The following is a 10,968-nucleotide window of genomic DNA, read 5'->3' on the forward strand; positions in this document are numbered from 1 at the left end:
GAATTTTCCTATATAAAATACTTCATGAGAGGAGAAACTTCTCGTGATTTGTTCAACAAGCATAAACAAAATAAGTCGCACGACGGAAACTCACATGTTTCCGTCGTGCGACTTATTCGTTATATTCGTTTGGCAAGCTTCACTGCTCCTGTTAGAAGGAGCGGTGAAGGCTTGTCAAAAGTTATGCTATGGTTACTTCACTTCCTCGAAGATTATTACCACTGAATATCATAGAGTTATATCTGTATGGTACAAATATGTATGCTTATTATAATAGGTAAAAGTAGGGAAAGACAAGAAAATATATTTTCCAAGACTCCTATATCTTCGTATTTTGTGATAATACTTTCTTAATAAATACATGGTATAGAAGGTTCCTTTCCTCTTATATAAGCATTAGCTAATGCAACCCCCACAGGAGTAATTGAAAAATGGTTTTCAAGTTTGTCCCACCAAAGTTTTATGTCTTTCAAGTTTTGATACTTATCCCATATATTCCAAAAGGCTTTCTTCATTTCTGAATTATTGCTATCTGTCTTAAAAGCAATTTTATTTGCAAGCCTAAATGCGTCTTTTTGCTTTTCAGATAGAGGCATTTTAATCTCTCCTTGTTGTGTTTTCATTATAAAAACAATATTATCAATATCTTTGGGTACATTAAGTCGAACATATCCATCTCTAAGTGGATGACGTTCTAAACATGAAAGTGGAATATTAAGTGATTCGAATTTCTCAAGTACATGATTATAATCATCGGAATCAACCTGTAAGCCTTCTTCAAAATAATAATTAAGTCGTTCCGGAATATATTCTTCCATTTTTTTGAATGAATGAATTCCACTGGGACTTAATCGTATTGCAGCCAATAAATCCAAATGTTCCATCCACGCATAATCTGTAGGTAATTTACATTTATTTAAAATTTTACCATACAATTTATTGAGCGCACCCAATCCTTCATGAATGTTGCTGCTAGCTGGTGTATATTTTGAAATTGCATACACTATAGACAAAGCTATGAGTGCTAAATCATCAATTTGGTCTACTATTTCTATTGCTTTAGATATACCTAGTCGCCTTTCTCTATTTTCATGTTGCTCAGCACGATGCAAAAGCAAGTCTGCTAACATTTCATAGTCACTTTCTCTTTCCGACGAAGCTGCTGCTATTTGTGCTTTTCTTATTAAGATTTGGAATCCTGGTTCACCAAAGATACTTAATTTCTCATCATATGACAATATCTTTGGCAACATTTTATCCTCTAATTTTTGTATTCTCTTCTCAGCTAACACTCCTGCTTGAAAGGACCAATTTTGTAATGCAATCGCACACTCAGCCTTACAGATATCCCTTGCTTGGCTTTCCGTTATACCGACATTGAGATTGCCTGAAATAATAATCTGATTAGAGTTGTTGCCAGCCGTTTGCTGTTGTTCTGTGTTGTTTTTACTTATTAACTCCATAATTTATTGAAGAAATTTGTGTTTGACGAGAATTGTTTCCTGCTTTTTGAGATTGCTTAATTCTGTTGTGAATACCTATCTTGTATCCTATCGCTCCACCAGAAATTAAGCCAACAATAAGCGAGATTATTTCGGTGCCCAATCCATCAAATATCCAACTAATACTTTCCATACCTTTCTTTTTATGTTTTTAAAATGCATACAAAGATACATAATATATACGACTTTACATCATTTTTTTGATATAAAGAACAATAAATAGCTGTAAACACTATGTTTTTTACTCTAACCACACAGCTATTAGCTCTTTTTATTGTAACTTTGTATCCAAAAATTGGATTTATAATGGCAAAACTTAATAAGATAAAAGTCGTTCTTGCTGAACGAGATTTAAACAACAAGTGGCTATCTGAAAAATTAGGGAAGGATCCCGCAACGATATCCAAGTGGGTTACAAATAAAACACAACCAAGTCTTGAAACGCTCATATCAATAGCTAATGTTTTAAAAGTTTCCGTACAAGATCTTATTAGACAGGATTCTACTGAATGAGAAATACGAATTTATTGTTAACTGTTTGCAATATGAAAACGAATCACACAATATATATACATGCATCACAACATATGATGCAAATAGAAGATAAATCTGTCGACTTGGTAGTAACCTCACCTCCATATCCAATGATTGAGATGTGGGATGAGATTTTGGGTAAACAAAATCCTAATATCTTAGAATGTTTGGAGAATGAACCAGAAAAAGCATTTGAAATGATGCATCAGGAATTAGATAAAGTCTGGAAAGAAAGCTTCCGCGTAATTAAACCTGGAGGTTTTTTGTGCATCAATATTGGCGATGCGACAAGAACCATAAATGGCAAGTTTGCTCTCTACAATAACCATAGCCGCATAACCAAAGCTTGTATTGACTTCGGATTTGTTGGCTTACCAAATATCATTTGGAGAAAACAAACAAATGCGCCAAATAAATTTATGGGAAGTGGTATGCTACCTTGTGGGGCCTATGTAACTTTAGAGCATGAATGGATTCTCATTTTCAGAAAAGGAGACAAGCGTATATTTAAAAGTGCTAACGAGAAATTGGCGCGCATGAAGAGTTCTTTCTTTTGGGAAGAAAGAAATGTGTGGTTTTCAGATGTATGGGATATCAAGGGAACGAAGCAGAATTTACAAAAATCGAAAACAAGAGAAAGAAGTGCAGCTTTCCCATTTGAGATTCCATACAGACTAATAAATATGTTCTCACAAAAAGGCGACATGATTCTTGATCCATTTTTAGGAACAGGCACAACTATGCAAGCTGCTATCGTTTGTGGAAGGAATTCTTGTGGATATGAGATTGATGCAAACTTTGAACAGATAATTCGAGAGGGCATCAATAATCTTGATATAGACCTTTGCAACAACTCTATAAAAAAGAGATTTGACACACATATTGAATTTATAACAGCCAGAGAGAATGCAGGAAAGATTGTTAAACACTTCGACAATACGCTCAATTGCAAGGTCATGACTAAACAGGAATCTAAAATAGAATTGAACTATTTGACAGCTATCACTTTTAATAAAGGAAATGGAGTATACACGGTGGAATATAATCCTCATTCGGATTTATCAGTTTTGCCAAACAGCAAGAATTTATTTTCATCTATCCAATAATGGCAACTAAGCATACCATCATTTATGGCGATAGTCGTAATATGTCATTGATTCCAAACGAATCAGTGCAACTTATTGTGACTTCACCTCCATACTGGCAACTGAAAGACTACGGCGTAGACAAACAAATTGGGTTTGATGATTTATACGAGGACTACATTAACAATCTGAATTTAGTTTGGAAAGAGTGTTTTCGTACGCTTGAACCAGGGTGCCGCCTCTGCATTAATATCGGTGATCAGTTTGCTCGTTCCGCATACTACGGCAGATACAAGGTTATTCCAATTCACTCAGAGATAATCAGATTCTGCGAAGAGATAGGTTTTGATTATATGGGTAGCATTATATGGCAAAAGCCGACATCAATGCATACTACTGGTGGTGATACCGTAATGGGAAGTTTTCCATATCCACGAGGAGGTATTGTTAAAATAGACTTTGAACTTATTCTTCTCTTCAAGAAAACAGGAAAAAGTGCGTCAGTTTCCAAGGAAATAAAAGAAGCCTCAAAACTTACGCGTCAAGAATGGAATGAGTATTTCTTCTCACATTGGAATTTTGGTGGAGCGAAGCAAGATAAACATATTGCAGTATTTCCAGAAGAGCTCCCCAAACGATTGATACGAATGTTCTCATTTGTAGGCGATACCATCTTAGACCCATTTATGGGAAGTGGAACAACTGCCTTGGCGGCAAAGAATCAAAACAGAAATTCTATTGGCTACGAAATCAATCAGAAATTTCAGAAGTTCTATGAAGAAAAGGTTGTGTTAAGCAATAGGGAAGATAATCATATTTTTAATGTAAGGGAGGATACCTCTGAATTTGATTTACAAAAATCCATTGACACCTTACCTTATCACTTTATAGATATACATAAACTTGACAAACAGATCGATGTCAAGCAGCATACATATGGAAGCAAGTTTGAAACTGATAAGTCTGTATTAGATAATAAATCAAACATATTTAGTCATATTAAACAAAAAGAAGGACAGATAGATGCGGAGCCTATGGTTATGGTAAACCATGCTCGCAGAGAACTTCGGCAACTCATGATTCAAAAGGGGATTTGTTACCTACGTGCAGGTGACTCGAAAGGTTCAATTTTGGTACAAACTGGATTTGAACGAATGCAATACCTATTACTTCATACTGGTGGTTCTGAACCTCAGTTGTTCAAGCTAAAAACTAAAGGCATGTTTCAAATTTGGACAAAGGAAACACTCCTGAAAAATGGCTTCAATCCTCAAAGTGCTCCATATTACATTGTTTTGCATTTTGACAGCCAACGCCCCATACCCATAATCAAAATGCCCAAATTGAAAGAAGAAAAAAACACATATCGAGCAAAGATTAAGAAACTCAGTGAGTTTGTATAGAAGCAAGAAAGGATAGGTATAAAGCCTATCCTTTCTTGCTTCTATTGGAAATCTTCTGGGTTATAATCAAACAAGATGCTTTTGGTCTTTTTAGTGTATGAAACAACGACACATTGTAATTCTTCGTTATGAAGTTTTCCTGTTCTATCATACGTTTCTGATTTAATTTGCACAGGGTGGTCATTAATAAAACCATCAATACCTTGTATTTCTTCTTCAGGTGTTGCCAAGCGAAAATTTTGAGAGCCAATTTCATTGGCAATTTTCGTTATAATGGCATTCTGTACCATTAAACCATCATATGTTTTAGAATACACAAAGTCTTCTTCCCATTTTCGTATATCATCTTTGGTGACAGTATTAAGACTGTTACGCATTTTTACAAACATTGCCCATGCTTCATCTGTAGACTTTTGAATACCATTAGGATAATGATTCTGATGCCAATTAATCCAGTCTTGATTTGAATATCCAGACAAAGTTTCATCATCTCTGAATCTTTTTATATCTTCAGACACTTGTCCGACATTATCAGGTCGTGTCGCTTTTGCATAGCCATTCGCAAGGTTTATAACCTGAGACGAATATTTAGGAAGCGAGACTTTTTGCGTTCCATTTGCAGATGAAACGTCATCTAATTTGATTTTCGAACTTGCCATATATCTTAGAAGTCTATTGGATTATACTCAATGTTTATACCATCCTTCTTCTTGTCATAGTATACAATAGGGACATTGATGGTTTCAGAAAGGCGTGCTTCCAATTTGTAGGTCGTAGACTTTATTTGAAGAGGTTTTTCACCTATAAAACCATCTATGCCTTTTGCTTCTTCCTCTGGATTTGCTTCACGCCATTCTTTGCCTAATTGGTTGGCTATGGCTGAAATAATTGCAGTTTGAAACTTTAAGCCACAAAATGTCTTTCCGTACACGAGGTCTTTGACCCAATTCTCAACCATATCTTTGGTGATAGCATTGAATGCGCCCTTCATGGTTTCATACATGTCCCAAATCTTTTCTGTGGCATTGTCAACAGCATTAGGATAACGTTCAGAGTACCATTCTATCCACTCAGTTATTGTCTTTCCGTCAAATTCCTTTATGAGTTCAGACATTTGCCCAACAACTTTTGGACGAGTGCCTCCTGCATTGCTATTTACAAGATTGATTACTTGCGTTACATACTTAGGAAACTCATAGAGTGGTGCATTAGACAACTCTGCGATTTTGTCATTAGATATCTTGAATTTCTTCATGATGATATAGAAATTGTGTTATATGAATAATTGAGAAGCATGTACTCCTAACCCATTTGCAATCTTATAGATGCAAACAAGTGATGGATTTCGTTCGAGCCTTTCTACCATTCCTATATAAGTACGGTGAAGTCCAGCTCTTTCTGCAAGTTTTTCCTGAGATAGCCCCTGCTGTTCTCTAAGGGTTCTAACTTTATGTGCGAATATTTTTAGATAATCTTTGTCTTCCATATTAAGCATACATTAGCATACATGTGTATAACATACTATTGTAATCAATATAATACGGCGTCAACATACAATTGTCTGTTTTTACATAGTTTTGCTTTATATGCGAAAAATATTAATCATTATTAACTTTTGTAAATACGAATATAGGACCTATAGGTCAAATTGCAGGATAGCATATAGCGCGAACCCTTATATACACTACATTTACAAGCATTTGAAAATAATAAGAAATCATTCAAATGCACAAAAGTAAATGTCCTGTATGTGGCTCCGCGCAAACAGTAAAGAACGGTAAGCGTAAAGGAGTTCAAACATACAAATGCCAAGCTTGCGGTTATCAGTTCCGTAACTCCACGATTCCCTCAAATGATGAGATATGGAATTTGTACATGGAAGGCAAACAAACCATTTCTGAACTCTCGCATCGCTTTGGCGTAAAGCGAATCAACGATCAAGCGTCGACTGAAAGATATCAGCAAAAGTTGGGAACAGCCAACCATTGAAGGCAGTGGCTATGTACATATGGACGCGACTTATTGGGGACGTAGCTGGGGAGTTTTGCTGGCATTAGACGAGCATAGCGGATTCCCCCTCTATCTTGCCTTTATCGAGAATGATACGGCAAGTGACTATGAGGCAGCGATAAGAAGTATAGAGGAACGTGGCTATACAATCTCTGGTATTATTATAGACGGCAAGAAAGGCCTTTTTGCCCTCTTCTCTGACTATCGGATACAAATGTGCCAGGTTCACATGAAGCAGATAATCAGACGCTATCTCACACAGAATCCGAGGATTAAAGCAGCGCGAGAACTTAAGGATCTATTGGACACGTTGACCATTTCCTCCGGAAGGGACTTCAAGGCCAATTATGCCCAGTGGAAAGAAAAATGGAAAGACACGCTTGCAAGCACTCTCTGCTAAAATGTGGAAAAAGAAGCTACACCCACAAGCGCTTGCGTTCTGCGATGCACAGCTTGGATTTCTATATGCCATACCTCTTCACGTTTCAACAAGAAGGTTGTGAAGGTATGCCCAATACGAACAACAAGATAGAGGGAACTTTTACCAATCTGAAGAAAAGGCTGAACGTACACAGCGGTATGACGGAGATGAGTCGCAAGCGACTCATTAGTGAGTTTTTCTTGGCATTGGCAGCAACTCATGGCATAAAAAAGCAGCCCCCCCCTCAAGTGAAGAATCCTGCTGATGGCTTATGCCTTTCATTGTGCGCGGCCCTATTCCTCATGGAGTTGCACCCCTGCGGAGCTTCACTACGCTTCAGACCGCATTGCAAAGATAGCGACAACATGGAATAGGGACGCATTGGAGAGGCAGATTTTCATCCTGCAATTTGACCTATACGCCGAATATAGTGATATCATTTACTAACTGATTGCACGTTTCACATCAGGGAGTCTAATTTCAAATACTCCTTCTTCAAATTCTCATCTTTAATGACATACTGATAAAACATACGATTGAGCCTGTCTCGTTTCATTATGCACTCTTGATACAAACTTGAAAAGAAAATACAGGCAATGATGCCAAGAATGACAAGATACCATTGGAGTAATCCTCATTTGTAAGTCCTTTGTTTGAATCTGTTCCATCTGTATAACCACCATGATTTCAACGTAGGTGGAGGAGATGGCTTGGGACTTGTGATGGCTTGCAAAGCATCGCTCCATATTTTCAAAATTGCATGTGCTTTTTCTACAGATTCATTCTCATCAATGATTTTCATGCCGATGTAACGGATTGTCCGTTGAATCTCAAAAGAATATTGTGGAGCCCATTCTGCCACTTGATCAATGGTCATTAAGCCTTGCGCTTTTCGCTTTTGCAGATACACGTTGCGTTTGCGCACTCTTTCTTTTTCGTCTTTTTCCAAGTATTTTTCAATTTCTTCAACATACAATTCAATAAAGATAGTCCCCAGGCGTTTGAGGGTCTTATCCGATAGAAGTTCTGCTGAATCAGACATAGCGTTATAGTAACTATCCATTTCTTCATGAACAGCATTTTTTATCTCGTCATACGGAATAGAAGTTGCTGAGGTGCTTGCAACAGGCGTTATTGGTGCGACCTCATCTTACGTTGCCAACTTCGCCAACAGATTTTCAATATTACTAAGTCATTGTTCTGTTGCGACATTATTGTTTTTGATGACAGACAAGTCATCAAGTATATCCTCTAACTGTTCGTTTGATTTAGCCATATTATAGTGATATTTTAAATTTTTATTATCGTCTGTCTCTTGCGAAGCTGCGACTTCTACTGCTATATTTTTTCTTGTATTTGTCATCATCTCCCCAACCAAGTTTAGAAGACGTGCCTCCACCACCTGCAGATATGGCAGGTTGATATGGTGGAAAGAGAATGGCTCCCAAGGAAGTGAGTCCTACCTGAATCGTTCCTTTGCCTATATCGGAAACGTCATCTGCAACTTGGTACAATTCATCAAAGAAGTCTTGTCCCCAAGTCTGTTCGTTGTCACACATCTGCGGGGCATCATACATTCTTGCTTGGGCTTGCCAAGGAAAACGCAAATCGAAATCGGGAAATACTCTATCTATATCTCTTACCTCATAGGCATTATGCGAATCGTACCATACTTGCCGAGGATCGTCATACATATCTCTTGCCTGTTCATGAACGATAGTTATAGGGTTGCCAAGTTTCTTGCAAATACATGCAAGAGTGAGTGATGAATCCAATTGCTTGCCACTATAAGAGATGTCATGTTTCATCTTGTTGCTGATATTTTCCTTGGCAAGAGTGAACGACATTCCTTCGATGCTGTTTGCCTTAGTATTATATCGGAAGCGCAAACGGATTCCTGCTTTTGACAATTCGTTCTCAAATTCTTTCCAATTTCAAGAGACCTGCAACGCTTCGCTTACTCGATGCAATATCTGATAACGGATGGCATCCATTGAGCGAAGTCTTCTTTCTTTGATGGCCTCTTTTCCTCTTGCGATATATAAGCCATATTGCTCAGTCAATTCCTTACACACTTTTATGTTCTTGTCTTTCTCATGCGAGTCTTTGGTGCATTTGCCTTTAAACTTTACTCGATTTACCATGATATGAACATGTGGGTGCTCTTTGTCAAAATGACGAAATGCAACAAATTGATTGTCGTCATATCCCATGCGCTTCAAGTAATCGTTGACTATTTGCCCTAAAAGATTGTCATTGATGCGTAGCGCATCATGGGGTGAAAACGACAAGATAAAGTGACCTACAGGTTTCTTTGTTCGAGTACTCAAACCTGCCTGCATAACAAAGCTATCTGTTATGGTTTGGTTATTCGTAAGATTGACTCCGTCGTTTGAAGCAACCAGTGTCGCATTTTTGCGTGGGTCGTTAATGTAGTTGATAAGCCCACCGAATGATGCTCCATGAAGTATTTTACCATACATATGCTGTCGTGTTTTGTAATTTAACTTTGATTTTCTGGTTTGTCTTCTTTCTCCTTGATTTTAAGACGAGCTTGATGGAGAATAGCATTGACTCCATCAAGGACTTCGTTGGCTTTGTTTGCAATGGTCATAAACCCTGCTTGGTGAGCAAAATTAACCAAGGTATTGATATTCGTTCCAAGATTATTCAAATCTCTTATCTCTTTCATCAACTCCTTCGAAACAGTTTGGCGCACGATGGCATGAAGTGCGCCTTCACGAATGTAGGTACTTAGGGTCTGCTAATTAACTATAACTACCTGATAATTAACTATTTATATTGTATAAAATTTGGTCAATTCGCCCAAAATGACTATCTTTGGATGTTAAAACATTCAAGAATCGAGATGAAATACTATTCACAATATCGCAGTCACGCCCTGTTGAACTTCAGGAGTCGCTTTTGGGATTGAGCAAATCCAACCGTTGGGTCAAGTTGGCCGACCACCTTCCCTGGGACAGGATAGAGAAGGAATACAACAAACGTCTGAGGAACAGTCACAACGGTGCCGGCAACAAGCCCGCCCGCATGGTGGTGGGAGGGCTAATCGTGAAGCATGTGGAAAAACTGAGCGATGAGAAAACCATCCAAGCCATTCAGGAGAACCCCTACATGCAGTACCTGCTTGGGCTTGAGAAGTTTACGGGAAAGCCGGTATTCGTTCCAGAGTTGTTCGTCCTTGTCCGCAAGCGACTCGATCATGACTTCTTCAACATGCTGACCTTGATGCTGGCGGAAACAGACGGGAGCAAGCCGAAGAAGGAACACACCGACGAGGACGGCAACGATCACGGCGGTACGATGAAGATTGACGCCACATGCTGCGACGCCGAGGTACGCTATCCAACGGATTCCAACCTGTTGGAGGACGGCAGCAAGCTGATAGACCGTCTGCTTGACAAGTTCTGCGCACGCCACAAGGTGAAGAAACCGCAGACCCACCGCACGGAAGCCCGCCAGGCCTTCATCGGACTGATTAAGAAGAAACGCAAGGGAAGGAAACTCATTGACAAGACAAAACTAATCCAGATACGATGCTTGCAGGCAGACTTTCAACTGTTCCTTGATTTCCTGGGCAAACGGTCAAGCACACTTCTTGCTTGCTTCAGCCGCCATGACTACAAATGTCTTCAGGCTGCGTTCAAGATGTATGAACAGCAAAAGATGATGTTCGAGCAGAACGTCCGCAGATGTGCCGACCGCATCATCAGCATCTACTAGCCGCATCTCCGTCCCATTGTCAGGGACAAGTCGAAGGCCACGGTTGAGTTCGGGGCGAAAATCGGTGCCAGCATTGTGAGCGATTACACCTACGTGGACCATGTCAGCTAGGATGCCTATAACACTTCGGCATGCAGCTGGAACTATACAAAAAGCGTTTCGGCATGCTGCTCAAGGAGATTCAGGCCGACAAGCTCTATCTGGGGAAAGAGAATAGGAAGCACATCAAGTCCTGCCATGTCAATTACTACAACCGTCCTCTGGGCAGG

The 10,968-nt window shown here is 38.9% G+C and carries 14 protein-coding genes and 1 pseudogene; 6 read left to right on the plus strand and 9 right to left on the minus strand.

Translation table 11 applies throughout. The annotated features are described in order from the left end of the window. A partial coding sequence (locus HMPREF0645_RS13935) for a hypothetical protein (protein ID WP_211205369.1) occupies positions 1-225 on the plus strand: 225 nt, incomplete at its 5' end. A 125-nt stretch (positions 226-350) separates the two neighbouring features. On the opposite strand, the gene HMPREF0645_RS01595 is transcribed toward HMPREF0645_RS13935, so the two are convergent. Together HMPREF0645_RS01595 and HMPREF0645_RS01600 are read right to left on the minus strand one after the other, a co-directional pair. Beyond that, the gene (locus HMPREF0645_RS01595) at positions 351-1,463 is read right to left on the minus strand and encodes an LPO_1073/Vpar_1526 family protein (RefSeq protein ID WP_007173057.1); all 1,113 of its coding nucleotides are present in this window, start codon (positions 1,461-1,463) and stop codon (positions 351-353) included. Then, positions 1,447-1,635 (minus strand): hypothetical protein, encoded by a 189-nt coding sequence (locus tag HMPREF0645_RS01600; protein ID WP_007173058.1) that lies wholly within the window; start codon positions 1,633-1,635, stop codon positions 1,447-1,449. The genes HMPREF0645_RS01595 and HMPREF0645_RS01600 overlap by 17 nt, the downstream gene beginning before the upstream one ends. A gap of 173 nt (positions 1,636-1,808) precedes the next feature. On the opposite strand from HMPREF0645_RS01600, the gene HMPREF0645_RS01605 reads away from it, so the two are divergent. The 3 genes from HMPREF0645_RS01605 (at position 1,809) to HMPREF0645_RS01615 (ending at position 4,524) form a co-directional block, all read left to right on the plus strand. After that, a complete protein-coding gene (locus HMPREF0645_RS01605) occupies positions 1,809-2,015 on the plus strand; it encodes a helix-turn-helix transcriptional regulator (protein WP_044123217.1) in 207 nt (68 codons plus the stop codon). Between the two features lie 74 nt (positions 2,016-2,089). Then, the gene (locus HMPREF0645_RS01610) at positions 2,090-3,142 is read left to right on the plus strand and encodes a DNA-methyltransferase (RefSeq protein WP_007173060.1); all 1,053 of its coding nucleotides are present in this window, start codon (positions 2,090-2,092) and stop codon (positions 3,140-3,142) included. Next, complete coding sequence (locus HMPREF0645_RS01615; RefSeq protein ID WP_007173061.1) at positions 3,142-4,524, plus strand: DNA-methyltransferase; 1,383 nt, start codon at positions 3,142-3,144, stop codon at positions 4,522-4,524. Before HMPREF0645_RS01610 ends, HMPREF0645_RS01615 begins: the two co-directional genes overlap by 1 nt. A 41-nt stretch (positions 4,525-4,565) precedes the next feature. Here the strand turns inward: HMPREF0645_RS01615 and HMPREF0645_RS01620 are convergent, their stop codons facing one another. From HMPREF0645_RS01620 to HMPREF0645_RS13120, 3 genes are read right to left on the minus strand one after another with little or no spacing between them, the layout of a single operon-like run. Further along, entirely contained in the window at positions 4,566-5,183 is a 618-nt protein-coding gene (locus tag HMPREF0645_RS01620; protein WP_007173062.1) for an MjaI family restriction endonuclease, read from the minus strand. Between the two features lie 5 nt (positions 5,184-5,188). Then, positions 5,189-5,779 (minus strand): MjaI family restriction endonuclease, encoded by a 591-nt coding sequence (locus HMPREF0645_RS01625; protein WP_007173063.1) that lies wholly within the window; start codon positions 5,777-5,779, stop codon positions 5,189-5,191. Positions 5,780-5,797: 18 nt separating this feature from the next. Next, complete coding sequence (locus tag HMPREF0645_RS13120; protein WP_245543980.1) at positions 5,798-6,010, minus strand: helix-turn-helix domain-containing protein; 213 nt, start codon at positions 6,008-6,010, stop codon at positions 5,798-5,800. Positions 6,011-6,249: 239 nt separating this feature from the next. On the opposite strand from HMPREF0645_RS13120, the pseudogene HMPREF0645_RS14465 reads away from it, so the two are divergent. After that, positions 6,250-7,191 (plus strand): annotated as a pseudogene (locus HMPREF0645_RS14465) (IS256 family transposase, variant Zn-binding type); the annotation flags it as partial. Positions 7,192-7,589: 398 nt separating this feature from the next. Here HMPREF0645_RS14465 and HMPREF0645_RS14095 read toward each other — a convergent pair. The 4 genes from HMPREF0645_RS14095 to HMPREF0645_RS01645 form a co-directional block, all read right to left on the minus strand. Beyond that, positions 7,590-7,997 (minus strand): hypothetical protein, encoded by a 408-nt coding sequence (locus tag HMPREF0645_RS14095; protein ID WP_245543982.1) that lies wholly within the window; start codon positions 7,995-7,997, stop codon positions 7,590-7,592. 259 nt (positions 7,998-8,256) lie between these two features. After that, entirely contained in the window at positions 8,257-8,802 is a 546-nt protein-coding gene (locus HMPREF0645_RS14100; protein ID WP_007173068.1) for a hypothetical protein, read from the minus strand. An 87-nt stretch (positions 8,803-8,889) separates the two neighbouring features. Beyond that, positions 8,890-9,438, minus strand: coding sequence for a relaxase/mobilization nuclease domain-containing protein (locus HMPREF0645_RS14105; RefSeq protein ID WP_007173069.1), 549 nt, complete (start codon positions 9,436-9,438; stop codon positions 8,890-8,892). Positions 9,439-9,458: 20 nt separating this feature from the next. Further along, positions 9,459-9,647: a hypothetical protein gene (locus HMPREF0645_RS01645; protein ID WP_007173070.1), complete on the minus strand. Its 189-nt coding sequence runs from the start codon at positions 9,645-9,647 to the stop codon at positions 9,459-9,461. A gap of 149 nt (positions 9,648-9,796) precedes the next feature. Here HMPREF0645_RS01645 and HMPREF0645_RS01650 point away from each other — a divergent pair, with 149 nt between their 5' ends. Continuing rightward, positions 9,797-10,699: a transposase gene (locus tag HMPREF0645_RS01650; RefSeq protein WP_007173071.1), complete on the plus strand. Its 903-nt coding sequence runs from the start codon at positions 9,797-9,799 to the stop codon at positions 10,697-10,699. The last annotated feature ends 269 nt before the right edge of the window (positions 10,700-10,968 follow it).

Source organism: Hallella bergensis DSM 17361 (assembly GCF_000160535.1).
In the GTDB taxonomy this organism is placed as follows: Bacteria; Bacteroidota; Bacteroidia; order Bacteroidales; family Bacteroidaceae; genus Prevotella; species Prevotella bergensis.

Coding starts and splice junctions, on each gene's coding strand:
- HMPREF0645_RS01595 (WP_007173057.1), bottom strand. CDS start 1,463: ATGGAGTTAATAAGTAAAAACAACACAGAACAACAGCAAACGGCTGGC.
- HMPREF0645_RS01600 (WP_007173058.1), bottom strand. CDS start 1,635: ATGGAAAGTATTAGTTGGATATTTGATGGATTGGGCACCGAAATAATC.
- HMPREF0645_RS01605 (WP_044123217.1), top strand. CDS start 1,809: ATGGCAAAACTTAATAAGATAAAAGTCGTTCTTGCTGAACGAGATTTA.
- HMPREF0645_RS01610 (WP_007173060.1), top strand. CDS start 2,090: ATGATGCAAATAGAAGATAAATCTGTCGACTTGGTAGTAACCTCACCT.
- HMPREF0645_RS01615 (WP_007173061.1), top strand. CDS start 3,142: ATGGCAACTAAGCATACCATCATTTATGGCGATAGTCGTAATATGTCA.
- HMPREF0645_RS01620 (WP_007173062.1), bottom strand. CDS start 5,183: ATGGCAAGTTCGAAAATCAAATTAGATGACGTTTCATCTGCAAATGGA.
- HMPREF0645_RS01625 (WP_007173063.1), bottom strand. CDS start 5,779: ATGAAGAAATTCAAGATATCTAATGACAAAATCGCAGAGTTGTCTAAT.
- HMPREF0645_RS13120 (WP_245543980.1), bottom strand. CDS start 6,010: ATGGAAGACAAAGATTATCTAAAAATATTCGCACATAAAGTTAGAACC.
- HMPREF0645_RS14095 (WP_245543982.1), bottom strand. CDS start 7,997: ATGTCTGATTCAGCAGAACTTCTATCGGATAAGACCCTCAAACGCCTG.
- HMPREF0645_RS14100 (WP_007173068.1), bottom strand. CDS start 8,802: ATGTCGTTCACTCTTGCCAAGGAAAATATCAGCAACAAGATGAAACAT.
- HMPREF0645_RS14105 (WP_007173069.1), bottom strand. CDS start 9,438: ATGTATGGTAAAATACTTCATGGAGCATCATTCGGTGGGCTTATCAAC.
- HMPREF0645_RS01645 (WP_007173070.1), bottom strand. CDS start 9,647: ATGAAAGAGATAAGAGATTTGAATAATCTTGGAACGAATATCAATACC.